The sequence below is a fragment of the Cupriavidus sp. TMH.W2 genome (genome assembly GCF_050847365.1).
Taxonomy (GTDB): Bacteria; Pseudomonadota; Gammaproteobacteria; order Burkholderiales; family Burkholderiaceae; genus Cupriavidus.
In genome coordinates this window covers 2,197,852-2,211,545 of sequence record NZ_CP193793.1, presented here as the reverse complement: position 1 = coordinate 2,211,545, position 13,694 = coordinate 2,197,852, and the positions used below count along the sequence as shown (strand labels likewise).

12 protein-coding genes are annotated in these 13,694 nt (G+C 68.4%); 4 read left to right on the top strand and 8 right to left on the bottom strand.

The genetic code is table 11. From position 1 onward, the window contains the following. Positions 1-47: 47 nt before the first annotated feature. The 5 genes from ACREYQ_RS27500 to ACREYQ_RS27480 all read right to left on the bottom strand — a co-directional run bounded on the left by ACREYQ_RS27500 (position 48) and on the right by ACREYQ_RS27480 (position 4,658). A complete protein-coding gene (locus tag ACREYQ_RS27500; protein ID WP_432261126.1) occupies positions 48-1,220 on the bottom strand; it encodes an ABC transporter substrate-binding protein in 1,173 nt (390 codons plus the stop codon). A gap of 75 nt (positions 1,221-1,295) precedes the next feature. Next, positions 1,296-2,003 carry an ABC transporter ATP-binding protein gene (locus ACREYQ_RS27495; RefSeq protein WP_432261125.1) on the bottom strand — a complete coding sequence of 236 codons (708 nt, stop codon included), beginning with the start codon at positions 2,001-2,003 and terminating at the stop codon, positions 1,296-1,298. Further along, positions 1,990-2,754, bottom strand: a complete 765-nt coding sequence (locus tag ACREYQ_RS27490; protein WP_432261124.1) for an ABC transporter ATP-binding protein — start codon at positions 2,752-2,754, stop codon at positions 1,990-1,992. The genes ACREYQ_RS27495 and ACREYQ_RS27490 overlap by 14 nt, the downstream gene beginning before the upstream one ends. After that, complete coding sequence (locus tag ACREYQ_RS27485) at positions 2,747-3,781, bottom strand: branched-chain amino acid ABC transporter permease (RefSeq protein ID WP_432261123.1); 1,035 nt, start codon at positions 3,779-3,781, stop codon at positions 2,747-2,749. Before ACREYQ_RS27485 ends, ACREYQ_RS27490 begins: the two co-directional genes overlap by 8 nt. Before the next feature lie 13 nt (positions 3,782-3,794). Next, positions 3,795-4,658, bottom strand: coding sequence for a branched-chain amino acid ABC transporter permease (locus tag ACREYQ_RS27480; protein WP_432261122.1), 864 nt, complete (start codon positions 4,656-4,658; stop codon positions 3,795-3,797). Between the two features lie 578 nt (positions 4,659-5,236). Between ACREYQ_RS27480 and ACREYQ_RS27475 the strand changes: the two genes are divergently transcribed. Next, positions 5,237-6,169 carry an IclR family transcriptional regulator gene (locus tag ACREYQ_RS27475; RefSeq protein WP_432261121.1) on the top strand — a complete coding sequence of 311 codons (933 nt, stop codon included), beginning with the start codon at positions 5,237-5,239 and terminating at the stop codon, positions 6,167-6,169. A 33-nt stretch (positions 6,170-6,202) separates the two neighbouring features. Then, positions 6,203-7,015, top strand: coding sequence for an SDR family oxidoreductase (locus tag ACREYQ_RS27470; protein ID WP_432261120.1), 813 nt, complete (start codon positions 6,203-6,205; stop codon positions 7,013-7,015). A 66-nt stretch (positions 7,016-7,081) separates the two neighbouring features. Here ACREYQ_RS27470 and ACREYQ_RS27465 read toward each other — a convergent pair whose 3' ends face one another. The 3 genes from ACREYQ_RS27465 to ACREYQ_RS27455 form a co-directional block, all read right to left on the bottom strand. Further along, entirely contained in the window at positions 7,082-8,473 is a 1,392-nt protein-coding gene (locus ACREYQ_RS27465) for an MFS transporter (protein WP_432261119.1), read from the bottom strand. A gap of 131 nt (positions 8,474-8,604) precedes the next feature. Continuing rightward, on the bottom strand, positions 8,605-12,033 hold the full coding sequence (locus ACREYQ_RS27460) for an ATP-binding protein (RefSeq protein WP_432261118.1): 3,429 nt from the start codon (positions 12,031-12,033) through the stop codon (positions 8,605-8,607). A gap of 13 nt (positions 12,034-12,046) precedes the next feature. Then, entirely contained in the window at positions 12,047-12,694 is a 648-nt protein-coding gene (locus ACREYQ_RS27455; protein WP_432261117.1) for a response regulator, read from the bottom strand. 431 nt (positions 12,695-13,125) lie between these two features. On the opposite strand from ACREYQ_RS27455, the gene ACREYQ_RS27450 reads away from it, so the two are divergent. Together ACREYQ_RS27450 and ACREYQ_RS27445 are read left to right on the top strand one after the other, a co-directional pair. Continuing rightward, on the top strand, positions 13,126-13,290 hold the full coding sequence (locus ACREYQ_RS27450) for an FmdB family zinc ribbon protein (RefSeq protein WP_010812787.1): 165 nt from the start codon (positions 13,126-13,128) through the stop codon (positions 13,288-13,290). 144 nt (positions 13,291-13,434) lie between these two features. Further along, a complete protein-coding gene (locus tag ACREYQ_RS27445; protein ID WP_432261116.1) occupies positions 13,435-13,689 on the top strand; it encodes a hypothetical protein in 255 nt (84 codons plus the stop codon). The last annotated feature ends 5 nt before the right edge of the window (positions 13,690-13,694 follow it).

The window sequence follows — 13,694 nt, the reverse complement described above, 5'->3', positions numbered from 1 at the left end:
GGGTTTGTGCTGGCGTGGCGCCGCGGGCCGCGGCGCCTGAACCAGGCTTACTTTGCCAGTTCCGACAAGCGGACCTGCGAGATCTTGCCGTTCTGCACCCACCCGACCACGGTGTCGGCCACCGACCCGCCCTTGGCATCGATGCCTTCGATCTCGTTCGGGTTGGCCTCCTTGGCCAGGCCCTTGACCGCATCCGGCATCTTTGCCCGGATGGCGGCGGCGTCGCTGGTGGTGCCGGCGAGCTTCATGGCACCGGCCAGCGCATACACCATGGTGTAGTTCAGCGACATCTCGGTGGTGGCATCGCGCCCGTCATGCAGCTTCTTGTACCTGGCATTGAAGCTCTGCGTGGCCGGGCGGCTGTCGTTGACCAGCGGCAGCACGCCGATCGAGCCTTCCAGCATGCCGAGGCCGTTGGTGACCTTGGCCATCTCGTCCATCTTGGCCTGGTCCATCACGATAAAGCCACCCTTGAAGCCCAGCTCGCGCGCCTGCTTGACCACCAGCGCGGTTGGCTCGGACGGGCCGCCGACGAACATCACGTCCGGCTTCTCGCTGATCGCGCGGGACACGCCGCTGTAGAAGTCGGTGGCCTTGGTGTACGACATGGGATTGTCGGCCACCACCTTGCCGCCTGCCGCTTCCCACGCCGGCTTGAACGCCTGCACCCACGCCTTGGCGTAGTCATGGTCCGCCGGGGCCAGCGCCACGTTCTTGCCATAGCGCTTCATCTGCGCCCTGATGAAGGGCTCGATATAGCCGGTGTAGGCCGGCGGGATGCGGATGGTCAGCTTGTTGCCGGCATCGGTGATGCGCGGCACGCTGGAGTAGGCCATCACCAGGAACTTCTCCTGCTCGTTAAAGGCCTGCAGCGCAAAGATGCCGCCCGAATGCGGCACGAACACCGCCGGGGTCTTGTACTGCTGCACCAGGCGGCGCCCGTTGATGGCGGCCTCGGCGGGCGAGTACTTGTCGTCCAGGGCCACCACTTCCAGCTTGATCTTCTTGCCCTTGACTTCCAGCCCCGCGGCATTGATCTCGTCCACGGCCATCTGCACGCCCGACAGCACGTTCTTGCCGTACAGCGCGGCGCCCCCCGAGAGCGGGCCGGTATAGCCGATCTTGACCACTTCCTGCGCCAGCGCGGCACTCGAGGCCAGCATGGCGGCCACGGCGGTGGCGGCCAGCGGGAAGATACGGCGCATGATCTTGCTTTGCATTGCTATGTCTCCTGAAAGTACTGCGCTTGTTAGGTCTGGCGGTGTTTTGCCATCGCGAAGCCGGCTCTCCTGAACTTACCCCCCGATATACGCCTTCCGAATCCCCTCATCCTTCAGCAACGTATCCCGATCCCCCTCCATCACGATGCGCCCGCTCTCGATCACATAGGCGCGATGCGCGATGCCCAGCGCCGCGTAGGCGTTCTGCTCGGCCAGCAGCACCGTGGTGCCGGCACGGTTGATGCGCTGGATGATCTCGAACATCTGCCTGACCACCAGCGGCGCCAGCCCCAGCGACGGCTCGTCCAGCAGCAGCGCGCGCGGGCGGCTCATCAGCGCGCGGCCCAGCGCCACCATCTGCTGCTGCCCGCCGGACAGCGAGCCGGCCGGGTCGTCCTTCTTCTGCTGCAGGATCGGGAACAGTTCATAGACCTCTGCCAGCGTCTTGCGGATGCCCGCGCCGTCGCGCCGGTGCACATAGGCGCCCAGCACCAGGTTCTTTTCCACGCTCATCGCCGGGAACAGCTTGCGGCCCTCGGGGCAGTGCACCAGCCCGGCCTGCACGATCTGCGACGGCTTCATGCCCGACAGCTCGCGCCCGTCAAAGCGCATGCTGCCGCCGCTGATGCGGTGGATCGCGCTCATCGCCAGGAAGATCGAGCTCTTGCCGGCGCCATTGGCGCCCAGCAGCACCACCAGCTCGCCGGCGCCGGCGTGCAGGGTGATATTGTCCAGGGCGCGGAAGCTGCCGTACGACAGCGAGACGCGTTCAAGCTGCAACATGGTCGGCTCCCAGGTAGGCCTCGATGACATGCGGATCCTGCTGGATCTGCGCGGGCGTGCCTTCGGCGATCTTCTCGCCGTAGTTCAGCACCATGATCTTGTCGGCGAGGCGCATGATCATGTCCATCTTGTGTTCGATCAGGCAGACGGTCTTGCCATGGCGCACCATCTTGCGGATCAGTTCGGCCAGGCCGACGGTCTCTTCCGGGTTCACGCCGCCGGCGGGCTCGTCGAGCAGCAGCAGTTCCGGATCGGTTGCCAGCGCCAGCGCAAAGGCCACCCGCTTGCGCGCTTCCTGCGTGATATCCGCTGCGACCTCGTGCGCCAGGTGCGACAGGCCGACAAAGTCCAGCGCCGCTTCGGCCCTGTCGCGGCACAGGCGCTCTTCCTCGCGCAGGCGGCGGGTGTTGAACAGCACGTCGCCCAGGCCCGAGCGGGTGCGCAGGCGGTGGCCGACGATCAGGTTGTCCAGCACCGTGGCGCGGTCGAACAGCGCCGTGGCCTGGAAGGTGCGGGCCACGCCCAGGCGCGCAATCTGGTCGGCGCGCAGGCCGGCCACGTCCTGGCCCTTGAACAGGATCTGGCCGGAACTGGGCGCATGCGTGCCCGCGACCAGGTTGAAGAAGGTGGTCTTGCCGGCGCCGTTGGGGCCGATGATGGCATTGATATGGCCTTGCTCGAAGGTCACCGAGACATCGTGCACCGCGGTCAGGCCGCCGAATTTCCTGGTCAGGTTGCGGATCTCAAGCATGGTCGGCTCCGGCACGGGTGGTCGGGACAGGGGTGGCGGCGGATTGTGCGACGGGCTGTGCCGTGAGCTTGCCGCGCCGCTCGGCCGCGGCCTTGCGCGCCTGCTTCTTCAGGAAGGAACCGACGATGCCGTCCGGCACGAAGATGATCAGCACGATCAGCACCGGGCCGAACACCAGCATGCGGTAGTCCTGCATGAACTGCAGCGACTGCGTGATCCAGGGCACCAGCACCGCGCCCAGCAGCGGCCCGAAGAGGGTGCCGATGCCGCCCACCAGCATCGACATCACCATGTCGAAGGTCAGGTCGGTGCGCGCGATGTCCGGCCCAAGGAAACGCACCTGCCCGGCGTAGAGCGCGCCGGCAAAGCCGGCGTAGCCGACTGACAGCACGAACGACAGCACCTTGGTGCGCATCAGGTTGATGCCCAGCGCCTCGGCCAGGGCGTCGCTGTTGCGCACGGCCAGGAAGCTGCGGCCCAGCAGCGAGGTGACGATGCGGTGCATCAGGAAGGTGCCGACCGCCAGGAAGAACAGCACCAGGTAGTACTGCGCCTGCACGCTGTCAAAGCTGAGCGGCCCGATCGCGGCCGGCACCGGGATGCCGATCAGGCCCACCGTGCCGTGCGTCAGGCTTTCCCACTTCTCGATCAGCAGGTAGATGATGTAGCCCACGCACATGGTGAAGATCGAGAAGTAATGGCCCTTCAGGCGCAGCGACACCACCCCGATCACATAGCCCAGCGCCATGCAGATCACGCCGGCCAGCACGAAGGCCAGCCAGAACGGCACCTGGTGGTCCACCGTCAGGATGCCCAGGGTATAGGCGCCGATGGCCATGAAGCCGCCGTGGGCCAGGTTGAGCTGCCCGGTGTAGCCGGTGATCAGGTTCAGCCCGAGCGTGGCGATGGCATAGATGAAGGCCAGCGTCATCACGGTCAGGTAGTAGCTGTTGGGCGTGATCAGCGGGAAGGCGATGGCCAGCGCCAGCAGCAGCGTCCAGCCGGTTTTTCCTTGCAGTGCTTTCATGTCTGGTGACTCCTCAGGCTGCCTTGCCGGCAAACAGGCCCTGCGGCCGGATCGACAGGATCACCACCAGCAGCACAAAGGCGATGATGTCCTTGTAGTCGGTGGAAACGTAGAAACCGCCGAAGCTCTCGGCCATGCCGATGATCAGTCCGCCGACGATGGCGCCGGGGATGCTGCCCATGCCGCCCAGGATGATGATGACGAAGGCCTTGGTGATCACCAGGTTGCCCATGCTGGGGTAGACCAGGTTGATCGGGGCATAGAGCGTGGCGGCGATCGCGGCCAGCGCGCCGGAGATGCCGAACACCAGCAGCGTCACGCGCGTGGCGTCGATGCCGACCAGCGCCGCGCCTTCGCGGTTCTGTGCCATCGCCATGATGGTGGCGCCGGTCATGGTGCGGGTCAGGAACAGGTGCAGCAGCACCATCAGCGCAAAGGCCGCGCCGATGATGAGCAGGCGCTGCAGCGGCGCGGTCAGACCGAACACGTCGACGATCTGGCCGTAGGGCGTGGGCATGCGGTGGAAGTCCGCGCCCCACAGCGCCTGCGCGCCGGCTTCCAGGAACAGCAGGATGCCGATGGCGGCGATCATGTCGTGCAGCTCGGGCGAGTTGCGCAGCGGGTGGAACACCAGCCGGTCGGCCAGCATCGACAGCACGGCGACGGCCAGCGCCGCACCCAGCATCGCCAGCCAGTAGTTCACGCCGAACGATGTCATCAGGTAGTACGACACGTAGGCGCCGGCCATGTAGAACGCGCCGTGGGCGAAGTTGGGCACGTGCAGGATGCCGTAGACCAGCGTCAGGCCAAGCGCCACCAGGCTGTAGACGCCGCCCAGCGTCAGGCCGTTCAGGAACTGTTGAAGGAACAATGCCACAGGGGTACCTCTTGCGGTTCGTGAAACCAGGCACGCGCCGGCGCAAGGCCGTGCGTGGACCGGCGCCGGCAACGCATGGCGCTGCCGTGCCAACAAAGGGAAGGGGGCTCAGGCGAGCGGCAGGTCCGGCGCGCGGGCGCTAGCTGCCGTTGCCGACGGGGCACGGGAAGGATCACCAGACCGGACACCGGACGGATCATGGTGCCGGTGCGCAAACGCGTGTTGCAGATGCTGCATGACTGTCTCCTGTGCGATGCGGCGCAACCGCCGCCCGGCTGGCCGGGTAGCGCCCTGGCCGACAAGGACAGCGGCGCTGACGCCCGGTGACGATGTGTCGGAAGCACGTTCCCGCACGATCGTTCGTTTTCACCGACTGTTGCACAGGCTTTGCGGCATCGTCAAGGAAAGCGGCTCAGTATTCCGCACAGCGAAATAGCGAGTTGGGGATCTCCGGGTAAGTCCTGACGGGGGGTACCCGCCGCCATCGACGGTGCCTATGACCCCTATGTTTTCCCTACATAGCGGTCCCCCGGGCAGCGCTGTTGCTGCAATCTATTGCTCTTGCAGACCGCTTGCCCATGAAACGCACCACTACCATTCCGGCCCCGCCGCCCGACGCCGCCCATACCCTGTTGCCGGCCGATGCACAGGCGGGCCATGCCGGCGCTGACGACCGCAACTTCGTCACGGCGCTGGCGCGCGGCATGGAGCTGTTGCGTGCCTTCGGGCCGCTCGACGATTACCTGGGCAATGCCGAGCTGTCGCGCCGCACCGGCATCCCGCGCCCGACCGTATCGCGGCTGACCTACACGCTGGCCACGCTCGGCTACCTGACCTACATCGAAGCCTCCGAGAAATACCGGCTGGGGCAGGGCGCCATGGTGCTCGGCCACCGCTACGTGGGCGGCGCCGGCATCCGCGAGATCGCGCAGCCGCTGATGCAGTCGCTGGCCTTTGCCACTGACTGCACGGTGGCGCTGGCCATGCCCGACCGCCATGCCATGGTCTACCTGGAAAGCTGCCAGCCGCGCGGCGCGCTGGTGATCCGGCTGGCGCCGGGGGCGCGCCTGCCAATGGCCACCTCGGCGATCGGCCGCGCCTGGCTGGCCGGGCTGGATGCCGATCACCGCGAGGCCGCGCTGGCCGAGCTGGCGCGCCACTACGGCGCGCGCTGGCCTGCCGTGCGCGCCGGCATTGACCGCGCGCTGCGCGACCACGCGCGGCGCGGCTTCTGCGTCGCGCATGCCGAATGGGACCGCACCGTCAGCGGTGCCGCCGCGCCGCTGCGGCTGGCGGGCAGCAGCGAAGTGCTGGCGCTGAATATCGGCGGGGCCGCGGCGCGGCTGTCGCCGGAGATCCTGGACAGCAACCTCGGCCCGCGCGTGCGCGATCTCGCCGAGACCCTGCAGGCGCGGCTGTGGCAGCCGGGCGGCGCGCGTGCAACTGCCCGCTTTGCCTCCGCGCAGCCCGAGCCTGAGCCCGAACCCCATACACGTGCGTCCAACGCCTGACGCGGCCATCCGCATTCAACAAGGAGACAATTCATGGAAGTACGCAACAAGACCGTCGTGGTGACCGGCGCAGCCACCGGTATCGGGCGCGCACTGGCGCTGGCCTTCGCGCAGGCCGGCGCGCGTGGCGTGGCCGTGGCCGACCTGAACGCGGCCGGTGCTGCCGCCGTCGCAACCGAGGTCCAGGCCGCGGTGCCGGCCTGCCAGGTGTTCGCCCAGCCCGTCGACGTGGCCGACGCCGCCGCCGTGCAGGGCCTGGCCGACGAGGCCACGCGCCGCTTCGGCCAGGTCGACATCTTCTGCTCCAACGCCGGCATCCTCCTGCGCAAGGGGCTGGATGCGAGCGCAGACGAGTGGCAGCGCATCTGGGAAATCAACGTGATGGCGCATATCCATGCGGCCCGCGCGGTGCTGCCGCAGATGCTGGAACGCGGCGACGGCTACTTCGTCAACACGGTGTCGGCCGCGGGCCTGCTGTCGCAGATCGGCTCGGCCCCGTATGCGGTGACCAAGCACGCCGCCATCGGCTTTGCCGAGTGGCTGTCGATCACCTACGGCGAGCGCGGCATCAAGGTCAGCTGCATCTGCCCGCAGGGCGTGCAGACCAATATGCTGCTCGGCGAGCAGGGCGAGCGCAAGGGCTTCCTGCAGGAAGGCTCGGTCACCGCCGAGCATGTCGCGGCGGTGACGCTGGAAGGGGTGGCCGACGAGCGCTTCCTGATCCTGCCGCACCCGGAAGTGCTTGAGTACTATCGCCGCAAGGGCCAGGACTATGACCGCTGGCTGCGCGGCATGCGCCGCCTGCATGACAAGGTGATGCAGGAGTTCGGCGGCATCGCGGTCTGAGAGGTTGCGAAGTGGGTGCGGGTGGCGAAGGCGTCGGGATCGGGACGGCCATCGGAGCGCAAAGACTTAAGCGTCCGGCTCCACCGCCCCCCGCACCGGCTCCACCCCGCCCGCATCCCGCAACCTGCTCAGACTGATCACGGCCCCCAGCGCCGCCACCGCCGCCGCCACATACAGTGCCGTGCGCGCCGCCCCGGTCGGCGCCAGGCTGAACAGCAGCGCCACCACTGCGGTGCCGGTGGTCTGGCCCAGCAGCCGCGTGGTGGCCTGGGCGCCGCTGGCGCCGCCGCTGCGCTCGGGTGGCGTGGCGCCGATCATGGCGCGGTTGTTGGGCGACTGGAAGAAGCCGAAGCCGGTGCCGCACATGGCCATGCGCCAGGCGATGTCGAGGCTGCCGGCATCGGGCCCCAGGGTGGCCAGGCCGACCAGCCCGCCGCCCAGCATGGCCAGGCCGATGCCCGCCAGGATGCTGGCCGGATAGCGGTCTGACAGCCGGCCCGAGACTGCCGCCATTGTCGCCACCATCAGCGGCCACGGGGTGATCAGCAGGCCAGTTTGCTGCAGGGAGCGGCCGAGCTGGTATTCGAGATAGAACGGCAGGGCAATGAAGGCCAGCATCTGCGTCATGAACGAGCAGAACGAGGTGCCCACCGCCAGCGTGAAGGCGCGGCTGGCGAACAGGTCCACCGGCACCAGCGGCGCGGCGCGTCCGTGCTGGCGCCGCACCAGCAGCCAGCCCAGCACCACGGCCACGGCCAGGCCCGCGCTGCCGGCGAGGCGCCAGCCGGCGTGGCCCAGGCCGTCCACGCTGAGGATGAACATGCCGAACACCAGCGCCGACAGCAGCGCGCTGGGGTAGTCGAAATCACGCGGCTGCGGCGGCGTGGCCGGCAGCGAGGTGCGGCTCAGTGCCAGGGCGGCGATGGCCACCGGCACGTTGACCGCGAACAGCCATTGCCAGCTGGCCACCGCCAGGATCAGCGCGCCCAGCGACGGCCCCACCGCGATGGTCACGCCGACCACCAGCGCATTCAGGCCGATGCCGCGGCCCAGGCGCGTGGGCGGGTAGATAAAGCGCACCAGTGCCGTGTTGACGCTCATGATGCCGGCGCCGCCGATGCCCTGCAGCACGCGCGCGGCAACCAGCATCGGCAGGTTGACCGCCAGCGCGCACAGCAACGAGCCCGCCAGGAAGGTCGCGAGCCCCGCCCGGTAGACCCGCTTGTAGCCAAGGATATCTCCCAGCGACGACAGCGGCAGCAGGCATACGGTCACCGTCAGCTGGTAAGCGTTGACGACCCAGATGGTGCTGGCGGGTTCGGCTTGCAGCTCGCGCGAGATCGACGGCAGGGCGATATTGGCGATCGAGCCATCGAGCACGGCCATGATCAGGCCGAAGAAAACGGTGAGGATCGCCCAGGTCCGCTGTGGCTGGGGAAGGCCTTGTTCTGGCTGCATGGGGGGAGACATTGAAGACAATGCCGCGCCAGGATCGCGGATGCCTGGCCAGGAAGGCCAAGGCGCGGCGTTGCCATTATCGTCGCGCGTGGCGCTGCTCGCAAATCCGCCAATTGTGGTAAGGCGCGGTCCTAGTGCGCGGCCGCGGCACCCTGCGCATAGCGCTGCAGCCGTTTGTACAGGGCATCGGCGGCGGCCGTGGCGGCAGGGGGCCAGGTCTGCGCGGCGTCACACAGCGTTTCCAGTGCGCGGCACTCTTTGACGATGGACTGGCGGCGCACGATCATGAAGGCGCCCGTTACGGCGTGCACCCAATGCCGCAGTGCCGGCAGGTCCTGCTGCGCGAGGATGCCGGCCAGCGCAGGCAGGTCCTGCTGCAACTGCTGGCGCAGCATGTCTTCATAGCGACGGCGGTCGCTGGCCTCGGCAGCGGCTGCCGGCACGCCATGGTGTCCGGATGGCGCCGCCGCGTGGCTGCGGCCGGGCAGGTCGCGCAGGCACGCTTGCAGGTCCTGCAACGACGCCGGCTTGGCAACATGGCCGGCGAACCCGCGCAGGCGCCAGTCCTGCGCGGGCTCGCTGCACGCCATCGCGCTGAATGCCAGTACCGGCAGGCCCGGATGCCGCGCGCGGACCGCGTGCAGCAAGGCCTGGCCGTCCATCCCCGGCATATGGAGATCGGTCAGCACCGCGTCGACGCGCGTGGTCTCAAGCACCGCCAGCGCCTGCTTGCCGTTGGCTGTGACGATGGGCTGGCAGCCGAGGGCCTGTAGTTGTTCGGCGATCAGGGACTGGTTCAGCGGATTGTCTTCGGCGACAAGAATCGTCAGTGGCGCCACCGGCGGTGCGGGCAATGCGCAGAGTGTGGGAGCAGCGCCCGCCGTTGGAACCGCCAGCGGCGTTGCGCCGGCGGCCGCGTCCACGCCATCGAGCAGTGCCCGGTGGCTGAAGGCCGAGACTTCAAGGATGCCGGGGGCGCACTGGCGGGGCTGATGCGGGCCGTCCATCGATACCCATACCAGCGGGACCGGTGCCGCCTGGTGCAGGTCGGCCAGCGCGGGCAGCGGATACTCATCGGTGGCGACGATGACATCGGGGGCATGGCGCTGCGCACATTCCTGCGCAGCGGCCGGTGATTCCATGACATCGGCGCGCCAGCCCGCGGCGCCGAGCCAGGCTTCGAGCGATTCGCCGGCGCGCGCATCGCGGCACAGCACCAGCACGCGGCCATGCCGCGCCACGGCGGCCGGTGCGCTTGCCTGCGCCGCGTCAGCGGCCAGCGGCAATGGCACCGATACCGTGAACGCGCTGCCCACGTCCGGCACGCTGTCCACGTGGATACTGCCGCCCATCAGCTCGCACAGCCGCGCGCAGATCGACAACCCCAGGCCGGTGCCGCCATAGCGGCTGGCCGTCACGGCATCGCCCTGCACGAACGGCTGGAACACGCGCGCCGCCAGCGCCGGCGTCATGCCGATGCCGGAATCGCTGACGCGGCAGACCAGGCGCGGCACGCCGTGTTCATCGTGCTGCAGTGCGCCGCTCATCGTGATGCGGCCGCTGGCGGTGAATTTGAAGGCGTTGTTCAGCAAGTTGTTGAACACCTGCACCAGCCGCGTGCGGTCGCCCATGACTTGCACATCCAGCGATGGCGACAGCTGCAGGCAGAAGCGGACGGGGCGGCCCGCTGCCATCGGCGCGTAGGTCAAGGCCAGGCTTTCCAGCGCATCGACGGGACGGAACGGCGCATTGACCAGCGCGAGCTGGCCGGCATCGATCTTGGAGAAGTCCAGCACGTCGTTGACGATGCGGTGCAGCGCCTCGGCGGCGGTATCCAGCGCGCGCAGCCGCGGCGCGTGCGTCTCCAGGCCGCTGCTGCGCGCCAGCAGTTCAAGGTTGCCCAGCAGCGCGTTCAGCGGCGTGCGGATCTCGTGGCTCATCGCGGCAAAGAAGGTCGAGCGCACGCGCAGCATGGCTTCGGTGGCCTGCTGGGCGGAGCGCAACTGTTCCTGCAGCGCCTGTTGCGCGGTGCAGTCCTGCACGGCGCAGAACAGCACCGCTTCATCGCGGTAGCGCGCGGGCGCGTAGGTGACCTGCAGGAAGCGCTGCGCGGCATCGCCGTGCCCGGACGAGTCTTCCACCGCGACCGTAAGGCTGGAGACGGATGCGTGTCCGCTGCCGGCTCCGCGTGGCTGCCGGTCCAATGCATCCGCCACCTCAGCGGGCAGGCGTCCGTGCGGCTGCGGCGGCAGCAGTGACTCAGCCAGCGAGTTGGAGGTCAGCACAGCGTAGTCATGCTGCCGCACGATGCACAGTCCGACCGGCGTGGCGCTGACCAGCACGTGGTTCATCAGCTCGCTTTCCAGCGCGCGCGAGGCTTCGGCATGCGTGCGCCGCAGCAGGTGACGGCTCCAGTAGCGCGCGGCCAGCGCGATGGCGCCGGCCAGGAGCAGCATGGCGCCAGCGATCACGGCCAGCTCGGCCGCCAGCGCGGCGCCAAGCAGGCGGTACGGCAGGTGGTAGACCAGCAGGCCGAAGCCCGCCTGCAACGGCTGCGCCAGGACGATGCCCGAGCGCGTGAGCCGCAGCGCGTTGGGCGGCAGGCCGCGAACCCGCGCGGCGACGTCGCTGACGCCGGCCGCGGGCATGGCGGCGTCGCGCGGCCACACGTCGATGATTGCGTCCGCGTCATTGAGCAGCGCCATCAGCGCGGTATCCTGCGGCGGTTGCAGGCCGGCCAGGAAAGCCTGCACGGGCACGCTGGCGGCCACCAGCATGGTGGGCCCGCTATCGCCTGTACTGCCGGTATCGCCGGCGTAGGCCGCACCGGCCAGCACCATGATGAGGGAGTCGTCCACCGGATCGCGCAGCGGCCCTACCCAGACTTGTTCGTCGCGCGCCGGCACGGCGTGGCCGGTGCGGTCCAGCAGCGCCTGGGTCAGCCGCGCGCGCAGCCGCGGTATCCATGCCGGATCGAGCGATAGCGGCGCGCGCGCGTTGGTTTCCGGCTGGCGGATGACGATGGCGCTGTCTTCGCCCAGCGAGACCGCGTACGCCCCGTGGTCCAGATCGAACGCCTGCTGCGTGGCCACTGCGGCCAGCGCGATCTGGCGCAGGCGCACGTACTGCGCCGGCAGCCCCGCGCCCCAGGCCTGGCGCGTGGCATCGGTAGCCAGCAGATGGTAGTCCTTGCGCACGGCGTCGATATGAAGGCTGGCCGCGCCGGTGCGCCGGAAGGCATCGAGGCCGGCATCGCGCGGCGGGTCCGCCGCGGGCGCGTTCAGGTAGTAGCGGATGCTCAGCACGGCACGGCGCAGGAACGACGCTTCATTGTGCAGCCGTTGCGACACCGCGCCGGCATAGTGGGCAACGTGGCTGCGCCGATAGTCCAGGTGCTGGTCTGCCGCCAGCCCGGCCAGCAGCGTGCCGGAGAACAGCACGATGGCGATCAGTGCCGCGATGGTCACCGAGTACAGGTGCTGCTGGCGGCGGGCATGGTCGGCAAGCGTGTCGAAGGCGCTGGCCAGCGTGTCCCGGGTGCGGTCGAGGGCTTGCTGCATGGGGTCGGACGGGTCAGATCAGGCCGTTTTCATAGGCGTAGCGGATCAGGCCGGTATTGGTCTGCACGCCCAGCTTGCGCATGGCCACGGTTTTCTGGCTGGAGATGGTGCTGACCGAACGGCCCAGCTTGCCGGCGATGTCGGTCAACTGCGCGCCTTGCGCATAGAGCCGGACGACCTCCAGTTCACGTTGCGTCAGCTCCTTTCCGGGGGCGCCCGCGATGGCCGCGTGCCGGAGCAAGGCGTGCACCGCGGGCGAGCAGAAGCAGGTCTTGCTGAACGCGACATGGGCGCAGGCGCGCACCACTTCCTCGAGCGGGTCTTCCTTGCTGACGAAGGCGCGCACGCCCAGCTTCATGGCGCGGCGGATGATGGCGGGGTTGGACTGGGCGCTGATCACCACCACGCGCGTCAGCGGATGGCGCCGCGCCAGGCGGCTCAGCAGGTTGAAGCCGTCCAGCGAGGCATCGCCATGGCCCATGCAGAAATCGGTGATGGCGATATCGGCGGGGTGCCGGTCCAGCGCGCCCAGCAACTCGGTGCCGTTGCGGCATTCGCAACTGATCTGGACGCTGGCGTTGCGCTGCAGGCAGTCGCGCAGCGCGGCCACGACCAGCGGGTGGTCGTCGGCCAGGGCCACGCGCAGGATTCCGTCGTACATAGCTATCTCCGGATGAGGGGGCAACCGGACCTGTCGGTTGCGCCGGGCGATTGCGTCATCACAAATCCCGAATTCTGGCCAGATTGCGTGCCCCGTTGAATCGTAATTCCGCTAGTTCAGGGAATTTGCGCGGGTGCGCGTGGACACGGCCGATCGGGAAAATGCATGACGTGCCATGAAGAACGGCGCCACGCCTCGGGGCTTGACCCGGGTTTGCGCACCATGACGGCGCCTGTTTGGCGACAAGGCGTTTGAGCGATGTCAATGCGCGGCGCAAGGCGCGGGGAGCACCGGGGAATGTGAGCCCGCGGCGACATCGCCATGGAATGGTCGCGGCGGGGCCAAACTTTCACGCTTCGGGGCGCGAGCCGCTGTCCTAGAATAAGAGCTGACACGCGCCCCGCGGCGTGTGCACCGCGTGGGGGAATGCCATGCCTGTCTATCAATACCGCTGCGAGAAGTGCGGCCATATGTTCGAGAAAACCGAGCATCTCGCGGAACATGCCTCTGCCCATCCAAACTGCCCGAACTGCGGCAGCCAGTCCGTCCAGCACGCACCGGCCCCGTTCGTGGCAGTGACCCAGCGCAAGAGCTGAGTTTCAGATAACAACGTCCCAGGAGGGTGTGGACGTGCCGCCGGCCCGGCGCCGGGGCACGGCCTGCTTCATGCGTGGCGCATTCCGTGCCACGCGCGTCCGCGCTGCGCGCAAGCGGCGATCTCAACCTTGACGGAGGATGCCATGGCAACGAGACCGTTCACCGAATTTCCCGCCGACGAGCAGCAACAGGCCGTGCAAGCGTGCAGGCATGTGGGGCTGGCGGCCGAGATGTTCGAGATTACCGATGAGAGCCATGGCGCGGGCACCCGGCGCGTCAGCGTGCGCCGGGTCGGCACGGACAAGACCAGCGTCTACGAGGCCGGCCCCGGCTCGGTCTGGATGGAGGAGTTCGAAAGCGACCTGGAGTGCGGCCTGTTTGGCCAGGTGACGGCGTAGCGTTC